Origin of the sequence: Nonomuraea sp. NPDC003709, assembly GCF_040610775.1 — a bacterium.
GTDB lineage: Bacteria > Actinomycetota > Actinomycetes > Streptosporangiales > Streptosporangiaceae > Nonomuraea > Nonomuraea angiospora_A.
Genome location: NZ_JBEXMW010000023.1, coordinates 13,090 through 37,894 on the forward strand (window position 1 = coordinate 13,090; position 24,805 = coordinate 37,894).

General features: G+C 68.4%; 27 protein-coding genes. 19 read left to right on the forward strand and 8 right to left on the reverse strand.

Annotated elements, in window-relative coordinates; genetic code table 11:
- Positions 1 to 25: 25 nt before the first annotated feature.
- The 4 genes from ABZX61_RS48790 to ABZX61_RS48805 are packed head-to-tail and all read right to left on the reverse strand — an operon-like array spanning position 26 to position 4,567.
- Complete coding sequence (locus tag ABZX61_RS48790; RefSeq protein WP_355205572.1) at positions 26 to 475, reverse strand: nuclear transport factor 2 family protein; 450 nt, start codon at positions 473 to 475, stop codon at positions 26 to 28.
- Positions 472 to 1,647: an FAD-dependent oxidoreductase gene (locus tag ABZX61_RS48795; protein WP_355205575.1), complete on the reverse strand. Its 1,176-nt coding sequence runs from the start codon at positions 1,645 to 1,647 to the stop codon at positions 472 to 474. Before ABZX61_RS48795 ends, ABZX61_RS48790 begins: the two co-directional genes overlap by 4 nt.
- Entirely contained in the window at positions 1,644 to 3,368 is a 1,725-nt protein-coding gene (locus ABZX61_RS48800) for an AMP-binding protein (protein WP_355205578.1), read from the reverse strand. Before ABZX61_RS48800 ends, ABZX61_RS48795 begins: the two co-directional genes overlap by 4 nt.
- Entirely contained in the window at positions 3,365 to 4,567 is a 1,203-nt protein-coding gene (locus ABZX61_RS48805; RefSeq protein ID WP_355205581.1) for a CoA transferase, read from the reverse strand. The genes ABZX61_RS48800 and ABZX61_RS48805 overlap by 4 nt, the downstream gene beginning before the upstream one ends.
- A gap of 166 nt (positions 4,568 to 4,733) precedes the next feature.
- On the opposite strand from ABZX61_RS48805, the gene ABZX61_RS48810 reads away from it, so the two are divergent.
- Positions 4,734 to 5,870 carry an acyl-CoA dehydrogenase family protein gene (locus ABZX61_RS48810; protein ID WP_355205584.1) on the forward strand — a complete coding sequence of 379 codons (1,137 nt, stop codon included), beginning with the start codon at positions 4,734 to 4,736 and terminating at the stop codon, positions 5,868 to 5,870.
- 25 nt (positions 5,871 to 5,895) lie between these two features.
- Here ABZX61_RS48810 and ABZX61_RS48815 read toward each other — a convergent pair whose 3' ends face one another.
- The 3 genes from ABZX61_RS48815 to ABZX61_RS48825 form a co-directional block, all read right to left on the reverse strand.
- A complete protein-coding gene (locus ABZX61_RS48815; protein WP_355205587.1) occupies positions 5,896 to 6,090 on the reverse strand; it encodes a ferredoxin in 195 nt (64 codons plus the stop codon).
- Entirely contained in the window at positions 6,087 to 7,214 is a 1,128-nt protein-coding gene (locus ABZX61_RS48820; RefSeq protein WP_355205590.1) for an aromatic ring-hydroxylating dioxygenase subunit alpha, read from the reverse strand. The genes ABZX61_RS48815 and ABZX61_RS48820 overlap by 4 nt, the downstream gene beginning before the upstream one ends.
- A gap of 70 nt (positions 7,215 to 7,284) precedes the next feature.
- Positions 7,285 to 8,835 (reverse strand): AMP-binding protein, encoded by a 1,551-nt coding sequence (locus tag ABZX61_RS48825; protein ID WP_355205593.1) that lies wholly within the window; start codon positions 8,833 to 8,835, stop codon positions 7,285 to 7,287.
- A gap of 67 nt (positions 8,836 to 8,902) precedes the next feature.
- Between ABZX61_RS48825 and ABZX61_RS48830 the strand changes: the two genes are divergently transcribed.
- The 11 genes from ABZX61_RS48830 to ABZX61_RS48880 all read left to right on the forward strand — a co-directional run bounded on the left by ABZX61_RS48830 (position 8,903) and on the right by ABZX61_RS48880 (position 16,771).
- Positions 8,903 to 9,508, forward strand: a complete 606-nt coding sequence (locus ABZX61_RS48830) for a TetR/AcrR family transcriptional regulator (protein ID WP_355206047.1) — start codon at positions 8,903 to 8,905, stop codon at positions 9,506 to 9,508.
- Entirely contained in the window at positions 9,505 to 10,575 is a 1,071-nt protein-coding gene (locus ABZX61_RS48835; RefSeq protein WP_355205596.1) for an amidohydrolase family protein, read from the forward strand. The genes ABZX61_RS48830 and ABZX61_RS48835 overlap by 4 nt, the downstream gene beginning before the upstream one ends.
- 11 nt (positions 10,576 to 10,586) lie before the next feature.
- The gene (locus tag ABZX61_RS48840) at positions 10,587 to 10,880 is read left to right on the forward strand and encodes an iron-sulfur cluster assembly protein (RefSeq protein WP_355205598.1); all 294 of its coding nucleotides are present in this window, start codon (positions 10,587 to 10,589) and stop codon (positions 10,878 to 10,880) included.
- 285 nt (positions 10,881 to 11,165) lie between these two features.
- Complete coding sequence (locus tag ABZX61_RS48845) at positions 11,166 to 12,386, forward strand: cytochrome P450 (protein WP_355205601.1); 1,221 nt, start codon at positions 11,166 to 11,168, stop codon at positions 12,384 to 12,386.
- On the forward strand, positions 12,386 to 12,583 hold the full coding sequence (locus ABZX61_RS48850) for a ferredoxin (protein ID WP_355205604.1): 198 nt from the start codon (positions 12,386 to 12,388) through the stop codon (positions 12,581 to 12,583). The genes ABZX61_RS48845 and ABZX61_RS48850 overlap by 1 nt, the downstream gene beginning before the upstream one ends.
- Before the next feature lie 90 nt (positions 12,584 to 12,673).
- Positions 12,674 to 13,420: a glucose 1-dehydrogenase gene (locus ABZX61_RS48855; RefSeq protein WP_355205607.1), complete on the forward strand. Its 747-nt coding sequence runs from the start codon at positions 12,674 to 12,676 to the stop codon at positions 13,418 to 13,420.
- A gap of 150 nt (positions 13,421 to 13,570) precedes the next feature.
- Entirely contained in the window at positions 13,571 to 14,371 is an 801-nt protein-coding gene (locus ABZX61_RS48860) for a hypothetical protein (RefSeq protein WP_355205610.1), read from the forward strand.
- Complete coding sequence (locus tag ABZX61_RS48865; protein ID WP_355205612.1) at positions 14,368 to 14,997, forward strand: cytochrome c oxidase subunit 3; 630 nt, start codon at positions 14,368 to 14,370, stop codon at positions 14,995 to 14,997. The genes ABZX61_RS48860 and ABZX61_RS48865 overlap by 4 nt, the downstream gene beginning before the upstream one ends.
- A gap of 10 nt (positions 14,998 to 15,007) precedes the next feature.
- A complete protein-coding gene (locus tag ABZX61_RS48870; RefSeq protein ID WP_355205615.1) occupies positions 15,008 to 15,286 on the forward strand; it encodes a cytochrome C oxidase subunit IV family protein in 279 nt (92 codons plus the stop codon).
- 94 nt (positions 15,287 to 15,380) lie between these two features.
- Positions 15,381 to 16,121, forward strand: a complete 741-nt coding sequence (locus ABZX61_RS48875) for a CDP-alcohol phosphatidyltransferase family protein (RefSeq protein ID WP_355205617.1) — start codon at positions 15,381 to 15,383, stop codon at positions 16,119 to 16,121.
- 446 nt (positions 16,122 to 16,567) lie between these two features.
- Positions 16,568 to 16,771: an integrase core domain-containing protein gene (locus ABZX61_RS48880; protein WP_355205620.1), complete on the forward strand. Its 204-nt coding sequence runs from the start codon at positions 16,568 to 16,570 to the stop codon at positions 16,769 to 16,771.
- Positions 16,772 to 16,884: 113 nt separating this feature from the next.
- Here the strand turns inward: ABZX61_RS48880 and ABZX61_RS48885 are convergent, their stop codons facing one another.
- On the reverse strand, positions 16,885 to 17,520 hold the full coding sequence (locus ABZX61_RS48885) for a TetR family transcriptional regulator (protein WP_355205623.1): 636 nt from the start codon (positions 17,518 to 17,520) through the stop codon (positions 16,885 to 16,887).
- Between the two features lie 103 nt (positions 17,521 to 17,623).
- Here ABZX61_RS48885 and ABZX61_RS48890 point away from each other — a divergent pair, with 103 nt between their 5' ends.
- The 7 genes from ABZX61_RS48890 (at position 17,624) to ABZX61_RS48920 (ending at position 24,791) form a co-directional block, all read left to right on the forward strand.
- Complete coding sequence (locus ABZX61_RS48890) at positions 17,624 to 18,823, forward strand: FAD-dependent monooxygenase (RefSeq protein WP_355205626.1); 1,200 nt, start codon at positions 17,624 to 17,626, stop codon at positions 18,821 to 18,823.
- On the forward strand, positions 18,820 to 19,470 hold the full coding sequence (locus tag ABZX61_RS48895; protein ID WP_355205629.1) for a DUF3159 domain-containing protein: 651 nt from the start codon (positions 18,820 to 18,822) through the stop codon (positions 19,468 to 19,470). The genes ABZX61_RS48890 and ABZX61_RS48895 overlap by 4 nt, the downstream gene beginning before the upstream one ends.
- A 536-nt stretch (positions 19,471 to 20,006) precedes the next feature.
- The gene (locus ABZX61_RS48900; protein ID WP_355205632.1) at positions 20,007 to 20,171 is read left to right on the forward strand and encodes a hypothetical protein; all 165 of its coding nucleotides are present in this window, start codon (positions 20,007 to 20,009) and stop codon (positions 20,169 to 20,171) included.
- Positions 20,172 to 20,597: 426 nt separating this feature from the next.
- Positions 20,598 to 21,623 (forward strand): LacI family DNA-binding transcriptional regulator, encoded by a 1,026-nt coding sequence (locus ABZX61_RS48905; protein ID WP_355205635.1) that lies wholly within the window; start codon positions 20,598 to 20,600, stop codon positions 21,621 to 21,623.
- Entirely contained in the window at positions 21,620 to 22,984 is a 1,365-nt protein-coding gene (locus tag ABZX61_RS48910) for an extracellular solute-binding protein (RefSeq protein WP_355205637.1), read from the forward strand. Before ABZX61_RS48905 ends, ABZX61_RS48910 begins: the two co-directional genes overlap by 4 nt.
- On the forward strand, positions 22,981 to 23,883 hold the full coding sequence (locus tag ABZX61_RS48915) for a sugar ABC transporter permease (RefSeq protein ID WP_355205640.1): 903 nt from the start codon (positions 22,981 to 22,983) through the stop codon (positions 23,881 to 23,883). The genes ABZX61_RS48910 and ABZX61_RS48915 overlap by 4 nt, the downstream gene beginning before the upstream one ends.
- The gene (locus tag ABZX61_RS48920; protein WP_350738723.1) at positions 23,880 to 24,791 is read left to right on the forward strand and encodes a carbohydrate ABC transporter permease; all 912 of its coding nucleotides are present in this window, start codon (positions 23,880 to 23,882) and stop codon (positions 24,789 to 24,791) included. The genes ABZX61_RS48915 and ABZX61_RS48920 overlap by 4 nt, the downstream gene beginning before the upstream one ends.
- Positions 24,792 to 24,805: the final 14 nt, after the last annotated feature.

Sequence of the window (24,805 nt, forward strand, 5' to 3'; positions counted from 1 at the left end):
CTCCGCCAAAAAACAAACAGTTGTTTCAGGACACGGTAACAGCAAGGACGGCGTTCGCCAACACCGCGGGGACGAACGGCGTGAACCGCCGGACGCGCAGCCGCCAGCCCTCCGGCGTGGGCACGAACTCGTCGTCGTAGCGGCCGAAGGTCGCCAGCCGCAGGTCGGTGTCGCCCACGACAAGGGCGAGCGCGTACGCCTGCCCCAGGGCGCCTGCCTCGCTCGCCTCGACGAGGATGTTGCTGACGAGGTGCCGCATTCCAGGCGCACGCTCGGCCGTCGCCCGGACGAGCGCGGCGATGGCGTCCCTGCCGATGACGGGAGCGGCGCCCTCGCGCTCGAAGACGCCGTCCTCGGTGAACAGGGCCGCGAGCTCGTCGGCCCGGCCCTCGTCGAAGGCGTGGGAGTAACGCGCGTAGAGGTCGATGATCTCCTGACGCTGGTCGCAGGTGAGCCGGGGCGCCGTCGATGTCATGTCCGCACCTGCCTGGGAGCCGATCGGAGGGCGAGCCGTCCGCGGAGGAAGTCGCGTGGCGCGTTGGCGGCGAAGACTCCGGTCAGCCGGTCGCCGTCGGTGTAGTGGACGACGAACCTGCCGCTGTCGAAGTCGCCGGACACGACCGTCGCCGTCGCCGTCGGGGAAGCGGCGCCGGCGAACTGGAGCCGCAGGTCCGCCTGGTCGGACCAGAAGAACCCGTCCTCGCCGAGGTCGGTGGGCGGCACGCCGAGGAGTGCCGCGGCGGCCTTGGCCGCACTGTCGGACGCGGCGGTCCAGTGGCCGATCGGCCGGCACTGTCCCGCCGTGTGCCGGCAGACGACGTCCCCCGCCCCGAAGACGTCCGCGGCGGAGGTGCGCCCGGTCTCGTCGCAGACCAGGCCGTGGTGCGTTTCGAGCCCGGCGTCGGCCAGCCAGGCGGTGTCGCGGACGATTCCGACGCCGACGACCACGACGTCCGTCTCGACGACCGTGCCATCGCCGAGGAACAGGACCAGAGCGTCGGGCCGCTCCTCGCTCTCGTCGACCGTGGTGCCGCAGCGGAACTCAAGGCCGCGTTCGGAATGCCGGCGCCGTAGCCAGGCCGCCGGCTCGGCGCCGATGATCGGCGCCATCGGCTGTGCCGCGGCTTCCACGACGGTGACCCGGCAGCCCCGCAGCCGTGCCGCGCAGGCCACCTCCAGGCCAATGAACCCGGCGCCGATCACGGCCACCCGCGCGCCGGCGGTGAGCGCGCCGGCCAGCCGCCGGGAGTCCGCGGCGGTCCGCAGGTAATGCACCCTGCCGGAGTCCGGCAGGGACGGCAGCCGGCGCGGCCGGGCACCGGTGGCTACGACCAGCCGGTCGTAGCCGATCTCGCCGCCGTCGGTGAGCGTCAGCGTCCGGGTACACAGGTTGAGGCCGGCCACCGCGCGGCCGAGCACGAGCCGGATGTCCTGGCGAGCGTACTCGTCCGGGGCGGCCAGGCGTATGTCGTCGGCGCCGCGCGTGCCGAGCAGGCACTCCTTGGACAGCGGCGGCCGGTCGTAGGGTTCGTCGGACTCCTCGGACACGAGGGTGACCCGGCCGCGGTGGCCGAGGTCGCGCAGGGCCTGGGCGGTCCGGACCGCGGCGAGGCCGCCCCCGGCGATGACGACGTGCGGGCCGCTCACGGGCGTGCCGCCGGGGCTCGGAGTTCGAGCACCGCGCGCTCGGCGAGCTGGAACTTCTGGACCCGTCCGGTGACCGTGGTCGGCAGTTCGTCCGCGTCGGCGAACAGGACCGAGGCCGGCACCTTGAAGCGCGCGAGCCGCTGCTTGCAGAAGGCGATGAGCTCCTCGGGATCGGGCGGTTCCGCGGTCGCCGCGACGATCCACGCGCAACCGACTTCGCCCATGCGCTCGTGAGGGATACCCACCACGTGCGCGGCGAGCACGGCAGGGTGCTCGGCGAGCACCGCCTCGACCTCTCCCGGGATGACGAGCTCGCCGCCACACCGGTAGGACTCCTTGCGGCGCCCGGTGAGCACCAGGTAGCCCTGCTCGTCGAACCGGCCGAGGTCGCCGGTGCGCAACCAGCCGTCGGCGGTGAACGCCGCGGCCGTCTCCTCCGGCATGTCGTAGTAGCCCTCGGTCACCAGCGGCCCCCGCGCCACCAGCTCACCGATCTCGCCGCGAGGCAGCTCGGCACCGGTGTCCGGGTCGATGACGCGGTAGACGCCGAGCGCGCCGCCGAGCTCCGGCTCGCCGGCCACGCCGGCCGGCTTGACGCACCCGTTCGTCCCGCGCAGCCGGTCGAGCGGGTCGCCGGGTTGCGTGCACAGGGTGGACGCGGTCGTCTCGGTCTGCCCGTAGGCGGTGAACAGCTCGTCGACGCCCAGCACGTCCAGCATCTCCTGCCACATCGCCGGGTGGTGGGCCGCGCCCGAGGAGAACATCGTGGTGAGCGAGGTCAGGTCGTAGCCGCCGGAGCGCGCCTTGTCCAGCACGACCGAGGTCATCGCGGGCACGCAGATCAGCTCGTCGATCCGGTGGGCCGGCACGTCTCTGAGCATCCGGTCGGCCTCGAACGCCGTGTGGGGGCAGATCGCGCCTCCGACGAACAACGCGGCGACGGTGGCCTCGACGTAGCCGAATACGTGGTAGATCGGCAGGGCGAACAGGATGCGTCGCCCGTCCTGGAAGGCGCGGGTGTACGCACTGGCGTAGGCGGTCCGCAGGACGGCGTCGTGCCGCAGCAGCACACCCTTGGCCTTCCCGGTGGTGCCGGAGGTGTAGAGCAGGTCGGAGTCGGCGAACGGGTCGGCGGCTGCGGTCCGCCGCAGCACCGTCTCGTCCGGGACGGACGCGCCCAGGGTGACGAGGTCCGCCAGGGAGCTGCCGCGGGCCGGCGCCCCCTCCGTGCCCATGACGAAGACCGCCCGCAGGCGGGGCAGGGCCGCGCCGCCGCCACCGCGTTCCCAGCCGGGCGCGATCCGGTCGAGCGCGTCGAGGTAGTCAAGGTCCCGGAACCGGTCCATCGTGATGAGCACGGTGGAGTCCGACTGGCTCAGCACGTAACGCAGCTCCTCGTGGCGGAGCAGGAAGTTGATCGAGACCGACACCGCTCCGACGCGGGCCACCGCGTACTTGAGGGCCACGACCTCCGGGAAGTTGGCCAGGTCGACGGCCACGTGGTCGCCGGGCTCCACACCGGCTGCGATCAGCCCGGCGGCCAGCCGGATCGTCCAGTCCCGCAGCTCGGCGTACGTGTAGCCGCGCTCGCCGAGGATCGCGGGCCGGTCGGGGAACGCCGCCGCGGTCACGTCGAGCTGCTGGGCGGTCGTGCGCGGCACCCACACCGGATGCCGGGCCTCGAGCGCCTCTCGCCGTGCGGCGGGGGAAACGCTGCTCATCCCTGTCGCGCCGTCCTTTCCATCACCTTTGGTGCAACGAGTCGGCCGATCTCGGCCTCGGAGAACCCCGCTTCGGCGAGGACCTCTTCGGTGTGCGCGCCCAGCGCCGGGGGCTGGCGCATCGCGCACCGGGCGTGCTCGTCGATGGGCAACCGGAGCTGCTTGAGCCCTGGTATCCGCCCGTCGAGGGCGTCCTGGACGATGCCTCGCTCGGCGGTCACGGGGTGGGCCAGCGCGGCGGCGAGGTCGTTGACCGGCCCCACCGGCACGCCCGCCGCCGTGATCCGCTCCAGCCAGTGCGCCGAATTCGCCGTACGAAGCCGGCCTTCGACGATCTCGCTCAGCGTGGACCGGTTGACGACGCGGTCCGCCACCGTACGGAACCGGTCGTCGGTCATGAGGTGGCCGAGTTCGAGTGCGGCGCACAGTCGCGCGAACAACCGGTCGGTCGCGGCCGCGACCATGATCGAGCCGTCGGCCGTGCGGAACGCCTCGTACGGCGCGGTGCTCGGCGCGGCGGAGCCCAGCCGGCCGGGGAACGTGCCGGTGGCCAGGTAGCCCATGATCTGGTGAGACAGGAGGAAGAACCCGCTGTCCACCAGGCTCGCGCGCAGGTGCTGCGCTCGACCGTCGCCGCGCCGGGCGAGCGCGGCCTGGATCGAGATGGTGGCCCACAGCCCGGTCGAGATGTCCACGATCGAGGGCGCCGCTCTGGCCGGGCGCCCGCTCTCCTCGCCGGTCATCGCCATGATGCCGGTGAATGCCTGGATGAGTGCGTCGTAGCCGGGCCGGTCGTGACCGAGCGGACGCTCGCCGAAGGCGCTCACCGAACAGTGCACCACGTTCGGGCTCACCTGACGGAAGTGCTCGAAGCCGAGTCCCAGCCGGTCCGCCACGCCCGGGCGGAAGGACTCCATGACGACGTCGACGTCGCGCGCTATGCGGAGGACCGCCGCACGGCCCTCCGGCGTCCGGATGTCGAGGGCGACGCTGCGCTTGTTCCGGTTCATGGCGAGGAAGACGGTGCTCTCGCCATTCCACCGGGGCGGAAGGTCCCTGGTGGCCTCGCCGGTGTCCGGCCGCTCGACCTTGACCACGTCGGCACCGAGGTCGCCGAGGATCATGCAAGCCAGCGGGCCGGCGATGTTCTCGCTGAGATCCAGGACACGAAGGTCGGGGTAGGTGCGTTCCAGGCTCACGGTGCGGCTCCGGGACAGTGAGGTGACCGCCAGTGCTCGTGCCTCACCATAGACGATCGCCTGGTCAAAACAAACACTTGTTATGAGCCGATGTCCGGGGCTAGCGTGGAGACCACGGCCCGCGCGCCGCGGGCGTGACCGCGTGAGATGACCGAAGGGGCCGAGGATGGATTTCCGGTTCACCGAAGAACAGCAGCTGTGGAGCGATACGCTGCGCACCTTCATGGAGCGCGAGGTAGGCCGGGAGTACATCCGCAAGCACGACGAGTCCCGCGAGTTCCCGGACGAGGCGTACCAGAAGATCGCCGACCGCGGCTGGCTCGGCCTGCTGATCCCCGAGCAGTACGGCGGTCTGGACGCCGATCCGGTCATGTACGCGATCTTCTGCGAGGCGATCGCGAAGTACAGTCTTGACTTCGCCGCGGCGGTGATGACCTCGATGTTCACCGCGACCAACATCGCCAACCACGGCACCGAGGAGCAGCGGGAGGCGTACCTGCCGGGGTTCCTGCAGGGCCGTACGAAGTTCAGCATCTCCATCACCGAGCCGGGCGCCGGGTCGGACGCCGCGAGCCTGCAGACCAAGGCGGTCCTCGACGGCGACGAGTGGGTCCTCAACGGCAACAAGGTCTTCTGCTCCGGCGCCCACCTCCCGGACACGGTCATCACGGTGCTGGCCAGGACCGGCCCGGACAAGCACAAGGGGTTGAGCCTCATCCTGGTGCCGAACACGGCACCGGGCGTGGACATCCGGAAGCTGAACACGATCGTCCGACGCAGCCTCGGCACCACCGAGATCTTCCTGACAGACGTCCGCGTGCCGAGGGGGAACATCATCGGTGAGCCGGGCACCGGGTGGGCCTACATCGGTGAGCACCTGGAGTACGAGAGGCTGAGCCTGGCGGCGTCCTACGTCGGCAACGCGCGCACTGCGCTGGACGACACCATCCACTACACCAAGGACCGGACCCAGTTCGGCCGGTCGCTGTCCTCCTTCCAGGTGCTCAAGCATCGGATGGCGGAGAACGAGTGCGAGGTCGAGGCGGCTCGACTGCTGGTCTACAACGCGGCGACCAAGATGGCCCGTGGCGAGCGCGCGCTCAAGGAGGTGTCGATGGCGAAGGTGTTCGCGGCCGACACCGCGTTCAAGACCTCGTTCAACGGCATGCAGGCCCTGGGGGGATACGCCCAACTGCCCGAGTACGACATGGAGCGCTATTTCCGCGAGGCCAAGCACGCCATGGTCGGCGGCGGCGCCAACGAGATCCAGCGCAGCATCATCGCCAAGGAGATGGGCCTGTAGCCGGAGCGGGTACCACCCGCCCCGGCTATTCGACGAACGTGATGGAGTCGGTCGGGCAGTCGTAGGCTGCCCGCCGCAACCCGTCCAGCTCGCCCGGCTCGACGTCGTCGCGCTTGAGCACGACGAGCCCCTCCTCGTCGAGGTCGAAGACCGGCGCCAGCGCGAGCACGCAGTTGCCGTACCCCTGACAGGTCGAGCGGTCCACCTTGATCGTGGTCATCGTGGTGCTCCTTCTCCCAGCCGTTTCGCGATCTCCTCGTGGAAGGCCGTCAGCCTGCTCTCTGCCGTGTTGAACATGTTCCGGGTGAAGCCCAGCGAGCCGATCACGGTGGCGAAGTCGTCGATGACCACGGAGTCCTCCGCGAGCACTTCGAGGAACTGGTCCCAGTCCCGCCGGTTGTGGCGCTCCCACTTCTCCGCCGGCATGCCGTCCGGCGGCGGGCCGACCACCTCGTACGCGCAGAGCAGCGTCTCGCCGACCGAGATCGGCCAGGCGCTCCACATCTGCAGGTGGGTGGGGAAGCAACTGAAGATCGTGTTGGGGAACGCCAGGTAGTGGCACAGGTGCGAGGCACGGTGATCGCCGTTGTGGAGCGCCTTGTCGGTAAACCCGCGAATCGGCAGGGTCATCCACGTGTGTGGTGGCGTGATCTTGAGAATGGCGTCCCGCCACATGACGAGCCCGGCGAGGGTGTCCCTGTGGGTGAAGGGCACGTGCCAGGTCTCGTTGAACGCGTCGACGACGATCTTCCAGTTGGCCTTGAGCCGCACGGATGTGCGGAATTTGGTGGTGAAGCCCTCCAGCCCGTAGCCGGCGAGTTCGTCGCCGATCTCGCCGAGGTATTCGCGCAGGGGTGGCACGTCGTCGGAGAAGCAGAGCCAGATCCACCCGCCCCACTCCTCGTTCCGGACCGCGGGCGCGCGCAGGCCGTCCAGTTCGGCCGCGTCGAAACTGCCGCGCAGCGGCACGCTGCCGACCACGCCGTCCAGTCCGTACACGAAGCCGTGCCACGGGCAGGTGAAGCGGGCGTTGCCGCAGTTGCCCGAGCCGTTCACCAGCCGGGCGCCACGGTGCTGGCACACGTTGTGCCAGGCGCTGACCGTGCCGTCGGGGAGCCTGGTGATCACGACCGACTGTCCGATCTGGTCCCAGACGACGTAGTCGCGCGGGCGGGCCACATCCGACGAGGGATGCACGGGGAACCACGCGTGGTGGAAGATCTCGGTGAGCTCGCGCCGGTAGCGGTCAAGGTCGGTGTAGACGGACTTGTCGAGCAGGCTCGGCGGCAATGGATACTGCTGTTCGGCTGGAGTCAGCTCGCAGCCCGATCTCGTCTGAGTCATAGGTGTCCACTCCTCAGGCCGGATAAACAAACAATCATTTGTTTTAAGCTAGCCCTGGCCATCCTGGGTGTCAATGAGCCCGAGGCGGGGAGAGCTCGTCGCGGAGCCGTCGCTTGAGCACCTTCCCGTAGGCGTTGCGGGGCAGCTCGTCCACCCACACGACCCGTTTGGGAACCCGATAGCCGGGCAGTCTCCTGCGGCAGTCCGCGATGATCTCCTGCTCGTCGCGGGGAGTGCCGTCGGCGACGAGTACGGCGGTCACCGCCTCACCCCAGATGCGGTGCGGCAGTCCGACGACGGCCGCCTCGCGCACGCCGGGCAGCGCGAGCAGGACCTCCTCGACCTCCCGCGCGTAGACGTTGGAGCCGCCGGTGACGATCATGTCCTTCTTGCGGTCCACCAGGAAGAGGTAGCCCTCTTCGTCCAGGTAGCCGACGTCGCCGGTGTGCAGCCAGCCGTCCCGCAGCGCCGCGGCCGTGGCCTCGGGCCGGTTCCAGTAGCCCGCCATCGTCTGCGGGGCCCGGGCCAGGATCTCCCCGGGCTCGCCGGCGGGCAGAGGCGTGCCGTCATCGTCGGTGACGCGGAGCTCGACGCCGGGCAGGACTCTGCCCGCCGAGCGCACCAGAGGCAGGCCGGGGTCGCCGAGCGCGCGGCGGTGGTCCTCCTGGTCGAGCACTGTGACGAACATGGGCGACTCCATCTGCGCGAACGACTGGACGACGCGCCCGCCGAACGCCGCGGTCGCCTCGCGCAACGTCAAGGGGTCGATGGGGGAGCCCGCGTAGTACAGGCGGCGGAAGGTCGGCGGGGCCGTGAAACCGGGGGGTACGGCGTCCAGCAGCATCCTGATCATCGACGGGACGACGAACATCCCGGTGACACCGTGACTGCCGAGCAGGACGGCGGTTCGGGCCGCGTCGAAGGAGCGGCAGAGCAGGTTGTGGCCGCCGGTCATCAGCGTCGGCAGGAAGAGGAAGCCCGCGCCGTGCGTCAGCGGCGCCACATGCAGGGTCACCTCTCCGTCGGCGAACCCGAGCACCTCGATGGCCGTGTCGGCGACGCTGCGCCAAGAGGCGTGCGTGAGTATGACCGCCTTCGGTGAGCCGGTCGTCCCCGACGTGTACATGAGGCTGGCGACCTCGCTCTCCTCGCCGGGCTCGGGCCCGGAAAGGGGGGCCGCGCCTGCCGCGAGATCGTGCGTCGAGGCGTCGGCGAGCACGACGGTGAGGTCGTGGACCTCCCCGTCGCGGGGGAGCCGCGCGCCGAACCCGGACGTGGTGACGAGCACCCGCGAGCCGGAGTCGGTCAGCATGTGCAGATAGTCCTCCCGGGTGAGCCGGACGTTGAGCGGGACGACGATCAGCCCGGCCGCGACCGCGCCCAGGAAGACGTCGACGTACGCCTGGCTGTTGTGCAGGAGGATGGCCACGCGGTCGCCGCGCCGCAGGCCGAGCGCGCGCAGCGCGCCCCCGATGGCCGCCGCTCGGGCCGCCACGGCCTCGTAGCTGAAAGTCTCGTCGGCGTGCGCCGCGTCCAGATCGGTCACGCACGCCCGGTCCGCGAAGAGCTCGGCTCCTGCCCAGAGGATCTGCGCCGCGGTGGTCGCGCTCGCATGCTTCATTGGCGCTCACTCCCGTCCCATATTGACACCCGCGAAGTGACTATACAAACATTTGTTTGTGCACGAGATGGCGGAGCAGGAGTCCGACGGGTACGCGACGATCTTCCGGGAGGCGACGCGCCTGTTCGGCGAACGGGGCTACACCGGCACCTCCATGCGTGACATCGCCAGGGCCGTGGGGATGCTCCCGGGCAGCCTGTACGCGCACATCGTCAGCAAGGAGTCGTTGCTGTTCGCCATCATCGAGGGCGGCGTCGACCACTTCAACCAGGTGCTCGAAGAGGTGCGCGCGACCAGCGACGATCCCCGGGTCCTGCTGCGGGAGGCGATCAAGGCGCACGTCCGGGTCGTCGCGGAGAACCCCGAGCGGACGCTGATCGTGTTTCACCAGTGGCGCTTCCTGGGTGCCGAGAACCGGGCGCGACTGCTGGACAAGCGCGCCCGGTACGAGCGGTTCTTCACCGAGACGCTGCGGGCCGGAATCCGTGCCGGGGTCTTCGCGCCCGGCCTCGACCCGCGGATGGTCGTGTTCGGGCTGCTCGGGGCCCTCAACTGGACGCCGGAGTGGTTCTCGCCCCACGGTCCCGCGACGGCGGACGAGATCGGCGAGAAGCTCGCGGACGCCCTGCTGAACGGGCCGTTGATCCGCGCCGACCCACAGGAGGATGGATGATCGACGACGGTGTCGTGGTGGACGCGGTGGTGCATCCGTACAACCTCGCGCCCGCCAACCAGGACCCGCTCGGCCGCGAGCAGCTGGAGTCGGTGTATGCCGCGCACCTGCTCGCCACCGGCGAGGAGCACCGGGACTTCCAGCTCGGCCGGGAGGAGTTCTTCTCGGACTTCCCGTACGAAGCCGTCGCGGACGCGCTGTTCGTGGAGAGCCCGGTCGACCTGGCGGTCATCCACGCGCTGCCGAACCTCGGCTTCGCGAAGGGGCACGTGACCGACCCGGAGCGGGCGGCGGCGTTCCGCGACCGCCACCCAGATCGGTTCCGGCTGTACGCCACCGTGGACACCCCAGTGACCGACGCGGCGATCGCTCAGTTGGAGCGGCAGGTTCGCGAGTTCGGCGTGGACGGGCTGAAGCTCTATCCCGCGTTCTTCTACGGCGGCAGGGGAGAGGGCTGGCGGATCGACGGGCCCGACTTCGCCACACCGCTGCTGGACGCGGCGCGCGACCTCGGCGTCCGCCACGTGGCCGTGCACAAGGCACTCTGGCTGCCGCCCGCGCCGCGCGGCGCGTTCGACGTGGACGACCTGGAAGCCGTGCCGGCGCGCTTTCCCGAGCTCACGTTCCAGATCGTGCATGCCGGTGCGGCGTTTCTGGACAAGACGGCGGCGCTGCTGGCCCGCCACCGCAACCTGTACGCGACGCTGGAATCGGTGTTCGCCTATGCGGTGGTCCGGCCGGACGCGTTCGCCAAGATCCTCGCCACGCTCATCGGCGCGGTCGGCGTCGACCAACTGCTGTACGCGAGCGGCGCCAACCTCAGCCACCCCGCGCCCCTGCTCGCCGCGTTCGACGGGTACGAGTTCCCCGAGCGCGTGCTGGCGGAGCACGGCATCCCGCAGCTGACCGCCGCCGACCGGAAGAAGATCCTCGGCGGCAACGCGCTGCGGATGCTCGGGCTCGACGAGGACGAGGTACGCGAGCGGGCGGCCGACGAGTTCGCCGCGCGGCGAGCGGCGGCCGTACCCGGGCCGTGGAGCCGGCTGCGCGTTCCGAGCGGGCGGTGAGCGTTGTGGCGATGCCGTCGGAGGAGACGATTCGCGCCCAGTTGAGCAAGATCCCCGAGCCTTGCGGGGTTCTCATGCGCATGCCGCTGGACATATGCCAGATGGGACTGGTGGACAAGGTCGAGTGCGCGGACGGCCGGGTCCGGGTCGAGCTCGTGCTGACGGACTCGTCGTGCGTGCACTTCACCGGCCTGCGCCGCTACATCGTCGACGTCCTGCGCGAGCTGTCCGGGGTTGAGACCGTCGAGGTCACCGTGTCGACGACCACTTTGTGGACTCCTGATCGGCTTCAAACAAACAACTGATTGTTATTATCGGCGGTGTCGGCCATCGAGTGGGCGGCAACGCGATGTTTCCCGATCTGCGGTGTCGTACGCAAAGGTGCACGTCACTGCCCCATCGAGCGACTCGACCTCGGCTCTGCCCGAGTCTCCCATGGGCCCAAGTCGCCCGGCCGCTATTGACACGACCTTAGCCCTAGACAAACATTTGTTTCGAGCATGTGACACCCGCCACACCCCCGGCCAACCGGGTACGCCGGCGGGACGAGCACCGGCATCTCCATGTCGAGAACCCACGGAGGGCTCCTCGTGACCGCGACTCAACCACACTCGACCCGAGACCACTTCCATGACTTCGACCTCGACTCGCCGGAGTTCAACGACGACTTCGTCGAGGTCATCGATGACCTGGTGCAGCACTGCCCCGTCGCGAGGAGCAACGTCGGGCACGGCTACTACGTCGTCAACCGGCAGGAGGACGTCCGCGCGGTCGGCCAGAACTGGGAGACGTTCAGCAGCGCCGAGGGCTTCCAGCCGAACCGTCCTGAGGGAATGCCGTTCATGTACCCCGAGGAGTCCGACCCGCCGTACCACAACCGGTGGCGTAGCGCCCTCAACGGCTACTTCAGCCCGCGTGCCGTGCGTTCCTACGAGGGGTCGATCCGCGAGCACGCCAACCACCTGATCGACCAGTTCGTCGAGCGCGGGGAGTGCGACTTCGTCGCGGACTTCGCCGCCACCCTGCCGGGCCGCGTCTTCTTCTCCAGCTACATGGGCGTGCCGCTCGACGACCTGCCGCCGCTGATCAAGGCGATCGACGACGCCCTGTTCGGCCCGCTCGAGGGCCGCGCGCAGGGCTGGGGCACGGCGCTGGGTTACATCAACGCCTATCTGGAGCGCCGTCTGGGGGAGGAGCCGCGGGGCGACTTCGTCGACGCCGTGCTGAAGGGGGTGGAGCTCGACAGCGGTGAGCCGTGCCCGTGGCAGCACAAGGTCAGCGTCGTCACCGACCTCCTGGCCGGCGGTCTGGGTACGACCACCTACCTGCTCGCCGGCATGACCTACCACCTCGCGACGCACCCGGATGACCGGGCCCGCCTCGCCGCGGATCCGGCTCTGCACGACAAGGCGATCGAGGAGTTCGTCCGCGTGTACGCGCCCGTCGTGGCTCTCGGGCGCACGGTCAGGGAGGAGGTCGAGGTCGGCGGGCACACCTTCAAGAAGGGCGACTGGGTGATGCTGAACTACGCCGCCGCCTGCCGGGACCCCCGCGCCTACGAGAACCCGAAGACGGTCGACATCGACCGGGACCTCCCGGTGAACGCCGCATTCGGGTTCGGCCCCCACCGCTGCATCGGCTCCCACCTCGCCCGGATCGAGGGCAAGGTCGTCATGCAGGAGCTCCTGCGGCGCATCCCGGACTTCTCCCTGAAGCCGGACGCCGAGATCACCTACACCACTGGTCTCACCCGCGCGATGAACCACCTCCCGCTGGTGTTCGAGCCCCGCCGCCGGGAGGACGCGCTCTGATGAAGTACGCGGTTGACGGGTCTCTCTGCTCCGGGCACGGCCGCTGCTACATGCTCGCGCCGGAGGTCTACGAGTCGGACGACGACGGGTTCAACCTCCATCTCGACGAGCCCGTCGAGGTTCCCGCCGGCCGGGAGACGGCCGCCGCCACCGGGGCCCGCGGATGTCCTGAACGGGCCATCACCGTTCACGCCTGACCGCCGGGCACGCGGCGTACGCCGCCTGAACCGACAGAAAGAGGCCGCCCCGAACGCGGCGGTCCGTAATCCAGCAAGGAGAGGCACACCATGGGCAAGCTCGATGGCAAGGTGGCCGTCATCACCGGCGCCGCGCAGGGCATGGGCGAGGCGCACGCGCGGCGGTTCGTCGCCGAGGGGGCGAGAGTCGTGCTGACCGACGTCAACGAGGAGCGCGGGCAACTGATCGCCAAGGAGCTCGGGGACAACGCGCTGTTCATCCGGCACGACGTCACCTCGCCGGCCGACTGGCAGCAGGTGCTGCGGCAGGCCGAAAGCACCTTCGGTACAGTGACGATCCTGGTGAACAATGCCGGGATCCTCGGCCCGATCTCCGGGACCGCCGAGCTCGACGAGGCCGAGTACCTCAAGGTGTGCGCGGTCAACCAGCACTCCCAGTTCTACGGCATGCAGACGGTCATCCCGTCGATGCGCAGGGCCGGCGGCGGCTCGATCGTCAACATCTCCTCGATCGCCGGCATCGTGTCCATCGTCGGCTCGCCGAACCTGGCCTACGTGGGCAGCAAGTTCGCCTCCCGGGGCATGACCAAGCACGTCGCCGTCGAATGCGGTCCCGACAACATCCGGGTCAACTCGGTGCATCCGGGCTACATCAAGACGCCCATGATGGTCGCGGCCACCGACGAGGACGGTGGCGGCATCACCGATCAGGTCCCGCTGCGGCGCATGGCCGATCCGGACGAGGTCTCCAGCCTGGTGCTGTTCCTCGCCTCCGACGACTCGTCGTACATCACCGGTCAGGAGCACGTCATCGACGGAGCGCTGACCGCGCAGTAACGAGAAGATCGCGCACGAGCACGTCTGCCGCCGAGCGGCATCCGCGTACCAGGGCCGAAGTGCCCTGCCTCGCACGCCGGAGGGCAGGCCTCGATCGAGCACCACCCAGGGTCTGCCCGCGCAACATTCGACCGAGGGAAGGAGAACCTCGTGAGCGCCGCCGATCTAGCCCCGACCTCCGCAGGAAAGGACCCAGGGGCACTGGTCTCGACAGAGGCCGACCGTCGCAGTATGAGCCGCAACTCGCAGCTGCTCATCGCATGGTGCGGCCCGGCCATGGTGGTCCTGTTCCTGATCGGGAGTGTCTGGCTCGCCAGATACTTCCCGCCCGCGATTCACCCGAGCGATTCCGCTCAGCAGGTCGCGCAGTATTACCAGGAGAACGCCACCGCTATTCGCGTCGGGCTCGTTTTCTCGTGTCTGGCGTACGCGCTGATGGGCGTCTGGGGGGTCTGCATGGCCGTCCAGACGCGCCGTAAGGAGGGGCTCTTCCCGGCTCTGACCTACGTCCAGCTGACGTGTATGGCTGCGGGCACCGCGCAGATCGTGGTGAACTGCGGCCTGTGGGCGACCGCCGCCTTCCGGGCCGGCGAAGTGTCACCGGAGATCACGCAGGCGTTCAACGATGCGGCGTACATCATCCTGCTCGGCACCTGGATGCCGTTCACGATCTGGGCCGTCGCGCTCGGGCTGAACATCCTGCTGGACAAGACAGACGCTCCGGTGTTCCCCCGGTGGACGGGCTACTTCAGCATCTGGGCCGGCGTGTGCTTCATTCCGGGCGGCACGGTCTGGTTCTTCAAGGACGGACCGTTCGGCTGGACCGGTGTGGTGTGTCTGTGGGTGCCGTTCGTCGTCTTCGGCATCTGGGTGCTGTACTTCAGCTACCTGTCGATGCGGAACGTCCGGGGTGGCTTCGTCCACGAGCAAGAGCCGGCCGCCGATTCATGATCATGAATGCCTGGCCGGCGGATCCGTTCGCCTCCAAGCCCCCGAGGGCGCCGCGTCGGCGCCTTCGGGAGCCCGGCCACGTACCAGGCGAGATCGGCATCTGGGTCTTCATCTTCGGAGACCTGCTCGTCTTCGCCCTGTTCTTCGGTGTGTTCGTCCATGAGCGGTCGCGGAGTGCCGGACTCTTCGAGCAGGCCCGCGAGCACATGAACCTCATGTTCGGCGCGGGGAACACCTTCCTGTTGCTGACCGGTTCGCTGTTCGTCGCGCTGAGCCTGAACTCGTTGCGTCAGGGCGCCTCCGGCCGCGGCTCCCGAATGATCCTCGTGACCTTGCTCTGCGGTGCCGGTTTCGTCGTCAACAAATTCCTGGAGTACTCGAGCGAGCTCGGAGCCGGTCACACGCCGTCGACGAACAGCTTCTACATGTACTACTTCGTCTTCACCGGCATCCACCTGTTGCACCTGCTGCTCGGAATGGTCGCATTGGTGATCATGTACCTGATTGCTCGCAAGCCTTCCCTGGGAAGAAGGGATCTGCGAAACCTCGAGGCGGGCGCATGCTATTGGCACCTCATCGACCTGCTCTGGATCGTCCTGTTCGCCCTGCTCTACCTGATGAGGTGATGAGGTGCCCATGCCCTCCGAGACTTCGAGCAGCACGAACCGGGCGGTTGTCGCCTGGCTCGTCCTCATGGGTGCGACCGCGGTCTCCTGGTACCTCGGGGACGGCCACGGGACCCGGCAGTTCGCCACCGTGGTCGTGCTCGCTGTCGCGTTCGTCAAGGTCTACCTCGTCGGACGGTACTTCATGGAACTGGGTCAAGCTCCTCGAGCGCTCCATCTGCTGTTCGGCGGGTGGACCGTGGTGGTGTGTGCGGCTCTCATGACGATCTTCATCGTCGCCGGCAATTGAAGCGTCACTGAGCCCCGGTCAGAGCCGCGGCCGAGACCCGTCCGGACACACTTGCCACTGACTGCTCGGTATCGGAGCAGCCGGATGCTATCTCATGGCAGAGTGGTCGTGGCTGGCCGCAGGGGCTCTGCTTTATCACCTGAGCTTCGTGCTCGACTGCGTGGACGGCAGGATCGCCCGGCTCAAGGACACGGGGACCATCCTCGGCGGCTGGCTGGACTATATCTTTGACCGGATCCGCGTCTTCTTCTGCACGCTCGCCCTGATGTGGGGGCAATACCAGGCCACTGGGCAGGAGCTCTTTCTGATCCTCGGCGTAACGGTCGTGTTTCTCGACATGCTGCGCTATGTCGATGCCCTTCAGGTGGCGAAGGTCCGGCGTCAGATGCGCAGCCGACTGCGAAAGGCAATGGCGGAGTCCGCGCTTGCCGACTTCTCCGTTCCCCAGGTCTCAGACGCCACGGAAACCAAGAGCCGAACCAGCCGGCCCGCCCCCGATCTTCCCGCTCAGACTCCGACACACGTGGACGAGACCGCCGACCTGCAGCGTGAATTCCGCACCCGTTTCACGAGGTACATGCACCTTCGTGACTGGCTGCGTAGGCACCGGATCCGCACTCATCTGGTCGGCGGCATCGAATTTCAGATGGCGGTGTTCATCATCGGCCCCCTGACTCACCACATCGCTCCGGTCACCATTGGCACGGCAGCGCTCCTGCTGGTCTTCGAGGCGGCGATCACGTACAAGCTCTGGTTATCGACCCGCGACCTCGCCCGCGCCCTTGGCCAGATCACCCCAGGACCGGTGGGGCAGACCGTCGCGCCACACCCGTGAGCCGCTACCTCTCGCTGTAGCGGCCCAAACTGTACAGCGCACCGGCACCGACGAAGAGCGGTGCGGCCGCGTGCCGGACGTGGCTGGGAGTACGCCACCAACCGGTCGACCTGGGGAAAGGACGCGACCACGTCAGCCCACGGCGACAACGTGAGCATCAACCGCTGGCAGCAACCGTCGGCCACCTGTCCCCGTTCAGCTCCCGACAGGCAGGCCGAGATCGAGGCCGAGTACCTGATCTGGACCGCCGCATGCCATGGCCCCCAACAGTGTCATCGGCGCCGACTCCAACAGCCCGTCCTTGGAAGGCCCGCCCGCTGCACCTGCGACCCGCTGGCAGATCCACCGACCCAGCCGAACTGGCGGGTCGCCCCAAGCCCCGAGAGCGAACGCGCACTGCGAGCGGGTCATGGGCACTCTGCCCGTGAACTCCTCGCCGAACCCTCGTGCTCAACGAGCGCCACTTGCGCCGGATCCTCACTCAGTATCTGGAGCACTACAACACCGCCCGGCCGCACCGCGGTCTCGGACAGCTATGCCCATCTCAAGCCGAAACCGGACCGCCATCCCCAGTCGACCTCGCCGCACACCGAGTCCACCGTCGGACCATCCTTGGCGGCCTCATCAACAAGTACCGGATCACCAGCTGACACTATCTAGAAGCCGCAGGTCGGGCACCGAATCCAATTATTGAGCCCGACAGGGTGGTCGAAATCATGTCACCGGCGCCGGCAATCATGGGGGGTGTGGCGGGTGACGTCGATCACCTTCCACTGCCCGGCGTGTTGGTAGCGGTAGTAGCCCCCTGTCCGGTGAGGCACTGCTGCACGACCGGGCCGAGGCGGGCCACCAGTTCATCGGTGGACGCGGAGGCGATCGGTTCGAGTCGTACGATGTAACGTGCTACTGCGAGGCCCAGGATCTGGACGTTCACCATGCCGGCCCGTAGCGCGGCGTCGGGCGTGTCGAGCATCGCCGCAAGCCGGCTGGTGATTTCCCGGTCGATGAATTCGCGGAGTAGTGCTTCGGATGCCTCGTGAGTGGGGGCTGACCGGGTGAGCATCATGAGCGGCGTGCGGCCTGGTTTGTCCAGGTTCTCCAAGAGCGTCCGGATGATGCGTTCGCCGATGTCATCGAGGCCGCCGGTGAAGATCGATTCGATGGCTGACGGTAGGTGGGGGGGCATCTCCGTGGCCGCGGCGAACAGGCCCTGTTTGGTTTTGAAGAAGTAGAACACCATGGCCGGATCGACTTCCGCCTGGGCGGCGACGGCGCGCACGGTCGTGCCGCCATAGCCGTGCTCGAGGAACAGCGTGCGGGCGGCTTCCAGGATCCGTTGCCTGCTTTCCGCGCCGGATCGCCAGCGTCCGGGGCGAGCAGAGGGGCTGTGTTCTGTCATGGCAGGGCGAGTCTATCGGATCTTTCCTCATCGATTGGTGAAGTTATTGCCCCGGTACGTGCTACCTTGAACTTCATCAACCGGTGAAGAAAGGTCGGTCAGGGTGAAAGTGGTCGTGGTCGGTGCGGGGCTTGGCGGGTTGACGCTGGCCCACGGGTTGCGACGGGCGGGAATCGAGGTCGTGGTATACGAGCGGGAAGGGGAACAGGGACGCCCGCAGGGCATCAGCCTGCATTTCGATGACCGCGGAACGGCTGCGCTGCGGGCGTGCTTGCCGCCGCCGCACGTGGCGATGGCGGAAGCCACCATGGGCGGACCGCGCGAACAGAGGCTGCTCCTGTCCGACGCAGAGGGAAGGCTGGTGGTCGAGCGGAGCCAACCGCTGGACGGCACAGCGGGCGTGCGGCCCGGTCGGCAGGTACACCGGCCGATGTTGCGGGCGGTGTTGCTGACCGGGCTGGAGGACACGGTGCGGTTCGGGGCGGAGTTCACGCGGTTCGAACAGCGGCCCGACGGCACCGTCCGATCGTGGTTCGCCGATGGCAGCACGGACACCGCGGACGTGCTGGTCGGTGCGGACGGCATCGGTTCGGCCGTTCGCCGCCAGTACCTGCCCCACGTGCGGGTGGTCGACACGGGGAAACGCATGCTGATGGGCGCGACCCCACTGCGGGCCCTGGCCGGTACCGGGCTGCCCGAACTGATCGGCCACAGCCCCGCCAACGCACAGGCGCACGGCACGATGATGGCGATGGGCGTGCTGCGGTTCAGTCAGCCGCCGGTCGCCGCCTGGAAGGAGTGGCTGCCTGCCCTGCGCTCCCGCGTCGTCGCCGATGCCGAGGACTACATGATGTGGGCGCTGCCCGTCACGCAGGAACTGCTCGGTTCGGCCGAATCACCGGCCACGGTGTGGCGCCGAGCCCAGGAAGTGTCCGCCGGTTTTCACCCGACGTTGCGGATGGTCGTCGACAACGCATGGCCGAACCTCACGGTCGCGCTGCGGGGCGGGCTGATCCCGCCGATGCCGGCATGGCCGGCTGCTCCGGTGACGGTCATCGGCGATGCGATCCACGTGGCACCGGGTTTCGGCGGCAACTTGGCGATGCAGGATGCGCACCGCCTCTGCGATGAACTGGTCCAGGCCTGGCGTGGGCAGCAGAGTCTGCTGGCCGCGATCGGTGCTTACGAGGACGCGATGCGCCGCGACAGCTTCCCCACCCCCGACGCCACCGCAGGCACCCCCCGCATGGTTCCCACCCCCGGCGGATCCGGCGGATCCAATGGTGCGGAGGTCGGCACATGAACTTCAATATGCTGACGCAGAAGTCGCTGTCCTTGTTCGCCGTAGTGGGCGGCTGGCGCACGCTCGCGGAATCCATTGCATCCCGAGCGCTGTTCACGGTTGCCTATCTGATGACCGGCCGAGTAGTGATCTCCGCCCTGATCGCGGTCGGCGGTGTGTTCATCTTCGCGGTGGCCCGGGTGTGGACCGACCGAAAGTACTGGCAGGCAGCCGGCGGGCTGCTCACGGTGGGCGTGTCCGCGTTCTTGGCCGGGAGTACCGGGGACGGGGTCAACTTCTACCTTGTCGGTGTGCTGGCCAGCGTGGTCGGCTCGGTCGTGTTCCTGGTATCCATGCTGGTGGGGTGGCCGTTGATCGGGTTGGTGGTGGGGCAAGCGCGCGGTGAACGGTTCGCCTGGCGGCGCGATCGTGCCAGGCGGCGCCGCTACCAGAAGTGCACGGCGGTCTTCGTGGCGAAATTCGCCATCGGCGCGACGTTGATGGTGCCTCTGTACCTGGCCGGGAACGTGATCGCGCTCGGGATCGCCAGCACACTGCTGACCATGCCCGCAACCGCCGCCTGCGCCTATGTGAGCTGGCGGATCCTGCGCGCCGAAGCGGACCCCACGGGGGCTGAACCCGCAGCTCCCATGCCGATCCGCGGTTGACAGCCGCAACCGGGTCGGCCGTTGGATGTTCCGGCACGCCGCACCTTCTACAACACCGTCCGGCTGCACGAGGGCATCGGCTACGTCACCCCGCGACGACGAACACCACGGCCACGGTGAAGTGATCCGGGCGCCCGCCGCCCCGGGATGATGGCCGCACACGAGGCTCGGGTTGCAGCCCGGCGACAACTACCCCGTAATCCCACCCACGGCTGATGGGTATTTCCGGCCGGTTCTGGTGCATCTTCTCTGACACGCCTCGGTCCGTCGAATGAGCGGCCAACAGGATGGCGTTTCTCTCCCCTCGCGAGCACCATCAAGTCTTGGCCCAGGCGATCCCGCTGCGCACCGTCCGCGATCAATCAGGGATCCAGAGCGAGTCACTGACCTGAACATACGCCGACGAGACCGGCTCGGCGGAGTTCCTCACGAGTAGCCACATGCCGCTTGACCCGCCTCTCGAACCAAGAGCAGGATTCTCCGCGCCCTGATCAATTCAGCAGAGACGAGTAATGAATTCCGTTCCAGTCATTCTGGTGGGCGACAATCCGCCGTCCGTCCACAGCGAGGCCTTCTATGTCGCAGGGTTCTTCGCGCCGGAAGCAGTCATCCGGCGCGAGGGCTCGATGGGTATCGGCGTTCACATCGCCGTCGCCGCAGGCGCGATCAACGAATACCACCACGCCGCTCAGGCCACGTAACTCAATATTCGAGCGGCACACGGGCGACCCATCCCCGTACACCGCGCTGGGGGTGCTCGAATCCATCCGCGCCGCACTGCGGGTGTCAAGCCGGGGCCGGTTAGGACGGTGCTGTGCTTGACGTGCGTGGATGTAATTTTCGGCAGGCGCAGGGCGGCCGCGGCCCCGCAGGGCATGGGTGGCAGTAGATCACGTCTGCGCGGGTGTGGCCCGCAGCGGCTTTCCATGGAGAAGCCGCCGCCCTGTGAGCGCCCCAGTCGGCGCGGCCCGGCGCATGTGGGGTGGCCATGGGCGGAAACGAGCGTGAAACCAGCCCTTGACAAGAGGTGTGTCCGGAATCGAGAGTAATGGGCATCCCCGTCTGACTACGTAGTCAGGCGACAGTTCCGCCCTGTATGACTACGTAGTCAGTATCGAGGAGCCCTCATGCCGGAGGCCAGGCGCCGCGCCCCTACCAGCACCGACGTCGCGCGGCGCGCCGGCGTCTCGCAGAAGACCGTCTCGCGTGTCATGAACGGCGAGCCGTACGTCAGCGCCGACGTTCGGGAGCGGGTTCTCGCGGTGGCACGCGAGCTCGGGTATCGGCCCAACACCGCGGCCCGCGCGCTCAATCTGGGCCGCTTCCAGCGCATCGGGGTGGTCTCGCTCGGCAGCTCGCTCTACGGGCCCTCGTCGCTGCTGGTCGCGCTGGAGCGGCGGGCCAGGCAGACGAGCTACGCGTTGAGCGTGGTCCACACGTTCGAGGGCAGACCGGACAGCATCATGGGCGCGGTGGAGTCCCTGCTGGACCAGGGTGTGGACGGCATCGTGCTGTCCGAGCCGATAGACGATGGGCAGGAGCTGCGCATCGACCCGGACATCCCCGTGCTCAGCTTTGGCAGGTTCCCTGGTCTCGACGGGCCCCGGATGGTGGTCACCGGAACATCCGGCTTCGATGCGGGCCGGGTCGCCACCGAGCACCTGCTCGGGCTGGGGCACGCGACGGTCTGGCATGTCGCGGGACCTGGTCAGTGGCCGTCGTCGCGCGACCGGGCCCGCGGCTGGCGGCACGCGCTCGACTCCGCGGGGATCGCCGCGCCACCGCCGATCGAAGGGGACTGGTCGCCCGCCTCGGGTTACGAGGCCGGCCGGCGACTGGCCGCGGACCCGGAGGTCACCGCGGTGTTCGTGGCCAACGACGAGATGGCGATCGGCCTGCTGCGGGCCATGACCGAGGCGGGCCGTGCCGTCCCCGAAGAGGTGAGCGTCGTCGGGATGGACGACATCCCGGCCGCGGCGTACCTGTCGCCACCGCTCACCACCATCGGCCAGGACTTCGAGGCGATCGCCGCACACGCGCTCGACCTGCTCGTCCACCAGATCGAGAACGCCCCGGGCTCGGCGACCGTCGACGACTTGCCGGCGCAGCTCGTGCTGCGCCGGTCGACCACCCCCCCAAGGAGTAAGAGATGACCTTGCCGCGGATGAGGCGGCTCGCCGTGGGAGCCGCCGCCACCCTGTTCCTCGCCGGATGCGCCGGCGGCACGACCGGCAGCACCGACGGCGGCGGGGGCAAGCCCGCCGCCGCCATCAGCCAGGCCGACATCGACAAGGCGATGAAGACGCCTACCGAGCTCACGTTCTGGACCTGGCTGCCCGACATCGAGAAGGAAGTGGCGCTGTTCCAGAAGAAATATCCCGCTATCAGCGTCAAGGTGGTCAACGCAGGTAACAGCCAGGCGGAGTACACGAAACTGCGGACGGCGCTCAAGGCCGGCAGCGGCGCACCGGACGTCGTGCAGATCGAGTACCAGCACATTCCCGGCTTCGCCATCACCGGCGGTCTGCTGGACCTGCGGCCGTACGGCGCGGGGGCGCTCAAGGACCGGTTCGTCGACTGGGCGTGGGGGCAGGTGAGCGGCAGGAACGGCGAAGTCTGGGCGATCCCCCAGGACACCGGGCCGATGGGGATGCTCTACCGCAAGGACATCTTCGACAAGCACGGCATCCAGCCGCCGAAGACGTGGGACGAGTTCGCCGCCGCGGCCCGCAAGCTGCACGCCGCCGACCCCGGCGTGTACCTGACCAACTTCCCCACCAACCACAACTCCATCTGGACGGGCCTGATGTGGCAGGCCGGCGTCAAGCCGTTCCAGATGAACGGCGCCGACCAAATCTCCGTCGACGTCGCCGGTGCGACGCCGAAGAAGCTCGCCTCCTACTGGAGCGGCCTGGTCAAGGAGGGGGTCCTGTCGGCCGACGCCGACTTCAGCGACCAGTGGTTCCAAGGTCTCAACAAGGGAAGGTACGCGACCTGGCTGACCGCCGCCTGGGGCCCGCTCTTCCTGTCCACCAGCGCCAAGGAGACCCGCGGAAAGTGGCGTGTCGCGCCGTTGCCGCAGTGGACGGCCGGTGAACAGAAATCCGGCAACTGGGGCGGCTCGACCAGCGCCGTCGTCAAGACGACCAAGAACCCGATCGCCGCGGCCATGTTCGCCCAATTCCTCAACACCGACCCCGAGTCGGCCAAGATGCTGACGACCCTGCAGTTCCTGTATCCGCCGATCAAGGCGCTGCTGAGCGACCCGGGCTTTGTCGAGCAGAAATCGGACTTCTACGGCGGGCAGCAGGTGAACAAGGTGTTCGCCGACATCAGCGGCACGGTCCCCACCGACTTCACCTGGCTGCCGTTCATGGACCAGATCAACAATGACTGGAACGAGACGGTGGGCAAGTCGCTCGCCGACAAGACCGACACGGCCGCCGCGTTGGACAAGTGGCAGCAGACAATCACCGCCTACGCCGAGAAGCAGGGCTTCAAGGTCGCCCGATGAGCGTCATGACAGCGCCGCCGTCCCGGCGGGCGAGCGCCCGCCGGAACCGGGTGGGTTACCTCTTCGTCGCGCCGTTCCTCCTCGTGTTCGTCGCCATGCTCGTGGCACCGCTGGCGTACGCCGGATATCTGAGCCTGTTCCGGGAGCAGTTGATCGGCGGTGTCAGGTTCTCCGGTCTCGACAACTACATCCAGGCGCTGAGCGACGAGCGACTGCTCGAGGGCGTGCTGCGCGTGAGCCGGTTCTTCCTCGTCCAGGTGCCGATCATGCTGGGGCTGGCGTTGTTGTTCGCCCTCGCCCTGGACAGCGGCGTGATGTGGCTGTCGCGGGTGATCCGGCTGGGGATCTTCGTCCCGTACGCGGTGCCCGGCGTGATCGCCGCGCTGATGTGGAGTTACCTGTACGGCCCGCAGTTCGGGCCGATCACCCAGCTCGCCGAGGCGCTGGGCCTGCCCGCGCCGAACCTGCTCAGCAGCGACCTGATGCTGGGCTCGGTGGCCAACATCGTGACCTGGGAGTTCACCGGGTACAACATGATCATCCTGTATGCCGCGCTGCGTGCCATCCCCACCGAGCTGTACGAGGCCGCGGCCGTGGACGGTGCCGGCGCCTGGCGGATCGCCTGGAGCGTGAAGATCCCCGCCCTGCGCCCCGCCCTTCTGATGGCACTGATCTTCTCGGTGATCGGCAGCTTCCAGCTGTTCAACGAGCCGGCGTTGCTGCAGCGCCTGGCCCCCAACGTCATCGACAGCGCCTACACCCCCAACCTGTACACCTACTCCCTGGCCTTCATCAGCCAGGACGTCAACTACGCGGCGGCCGTCTCCTTCCTGCTCGGGCTCGTCATCGTCGTGGTGTCGTACACCGTCCAGCTCGCCGTCGCCCGGAGGAGAACATGACCGTCACCGCAACGGCGCCGCCCCGGGCCGCGGCCGGTGCCGCCCATTCCGCCGCAGTGGTCCGGCGTCGTAGCCCGGTGCTCACGCTGGGGATGCTCGCCGTCCTGGTCTACTTCCTGCTGCCGCTGTTCTGGCTGGTGGTGGCGGCCACGAAGAGCACCGGCGCGCTGTTCTCCAGCTTCGGGCTCTGGTTCGGCGGGGACTTCGCGCTGCCGGCCAACGTCCGGAACGTGTTCACCGCCGACGGCGGAGTGTACGTCCACTGGCTGCTCAACACGGCGATGTACGCGCTGGTGAGCGCGGGCGGCGCGGCGCTGCTGGCCGCCCTGGGCGGCTACGGGTTCGCCAAGTTCGCCTTCCGCGGCAACAGGCTGCTGTTCGGAGCCGTCCTCGGCGCGATCATGGTGCCCAGCACCGCCCTGGTCATTCCCACGTACCTGATCTTCTCGAATGCCGGGCTGGTGAACACGCCCTGGGCGGTCATCCTGCCCTCGCTGGCGAACCCGTTCGGGCTCTACCTCATGCGGGTGTACGTCGAGGAGGCGGTGCCCGACAGCATCCTGGAAGCGGCCCGCATCGACGGGGCCGGCGAGTTCCGGATCTTCCGGCAGGTGGTGCTGCGCCTGCTCGCGCCGGGCTTCGTCACCGTGCTGCTCTTCACGCTCGTCGCCACCTGGAACAACTACTTCCTGCCGCTGATCATGCTCAACGACCCTTCCCTCTACCCCGTCACCGTCGGCCTGGCCAACTGGGCCGCGCGGGCGTCGGTGGGCGGCGGCGGCACCGGCGACGTCATCCCCCTCGTGGTCACCGGCTCGCTGTTGTCCATCATCCCGCTGGTCGCGGCGTTCCTGATGCTCCAGCGCTACTGGCAGAACGGCCTCACCGCCGGCGGGGTCAAGCAATGAACGAAACGAAGGAA

Coding starts and splice junctions, on each gene's coding strand:
- ABZX61_RS48790 (WP_355205572.1), bottom strand. CDS start 475: ATGACATCGACGGCGCCCCGGCTCACCTGCGACCAGCGTCAGGAGATC.
- ABZX61_RS48800 (WP_355205578.1), bottom strand. CDS start 3,368: ATGAGCAGCGTTTCCCCCGCCGCACGGCGAGAGGCGCTCGAGGCCCGG.
- ABZX61_RS48810 (WP_355205584.1), top strand. CDS start 4,734: ATGGATTTCCGGTTCACCGAAGAACAGCAGCTGTGGAGCGATACGCTG.
- ABZX61_RS48815 (WP_355205587.1), bottom strand. CDS start 6,090: ATGACCACGATCAAGGTGGACCGCTCGACCTGTCAGGGGTACGGCAAC.
- ABZX61_RS48820 (WP_355205590.1), bottom strand. CDS start 7,214: ATGACTCAGACGAGATCGGGCTGCGAGCTGACTCCAGCCGAACAGCAG.
- ABZX61_RS48825 (WP_355205593.1), bottom strand. CDS start 8,835: ATGAAGCATGCGAGCGCGACCACCGCGGCGCAGATCCTCTGGGCAGGA.
- ABZX61_RS48830 (WP_355206047.1), top strand. CDS start 8,903: ATGGCGGAGCAGGAGTCCGACGGGTACGCGACGATCTTCCGGGAGGCG.
- ABZX61_RS48835 (WP_355205596.1), top strand. CDS start 9,505: ATGATCGACGACGGTGTCGTGGTGGACGCGGTGGTGCATCCGTACAAC.
- ABZX61_RS48840 (WP_355205598.1), top strand. CDS start 10,587: ATGCCGTCGGAGGAGACGATTCGCGCCCAGTTGAGCAAGATCCCCGAG.
- ABZX61_RS48850 (WP_355205604.1), top strand. CDS start 12,386: ATGAAGTACGCGGTTGACGGGTCTCTCTGCTCCGGGCACGGCCGCTGC.
- ABZX61_RS48855 (WP_355205607.1), top strand. CDS start 12,674: ATGGGCAAGCTCGATGGCAAGGTGGCCGTCATCACCGGCGCCGCGCAG.
- ABZX61_RS48865 (WP_355205612.1), top strand. CDS start 14,368: ATGATCATGAATGCCTGGCCGGCGGATCCGTTCGCCTCCAAGCCCCCG.
- ABZX61_RS48870 (WP_355205615.1), top strand. CDS start 15,008: ATGCCCTCCGAGACTTCGAGCAGCACGAACCGGGCGGTTGTCGCCTGG.
- ABZX61_RS48875 (WP_355205617.1), top strand. CDS start 15,381: ATGGCAGAGTGGTCGTGGCTGGCCGCAGGGGCTCTGCTTTATCACCTG.
- ABZX61_RS48885 (WP_355205623.1), bottom strand. CDS start 17,520: ATGACAGAACACAGCCCCTCTGCTCGCCCCGGACGCTGGCGATCCGGC.
- ABZX61_RS48895 (WP_355205629.1), top strand. CDS start 18,820: ATGAACTTCAATATGCTGACGCAGAAGTCGCTGTCCTTGTTCGCCGTA.
- ABZX61_RS48905 (WP_355205635.1), top strand. CDS start 20,598: ATGCCGGAGGCCAGGCGCCGCGCCCCTACCAGCACCGACGTCGCGCGG.
- ABZX61_RS48910 (WP_355205637.1), top strand. CDS start 21,620: ATGACCTTGCCGCGGATGAGGCGGCTCGCCGTGGGAGCCGCCGCCACC.
- ABZX61_RS48915 (WP_355205640.1), top strand. CDS start 22,981: ATGAGCGTCATGACAGCGCCGCCGTCCCGGCGGGCGAGCGCCCGCCGG.
- ABZX61_RS48920 (WP_350738723.1), top strand. CDS start 23,880: ATGACCGTCACCGCAACGGCGCCGCCCCGGGCCGCGGCCGGTGCCGCC.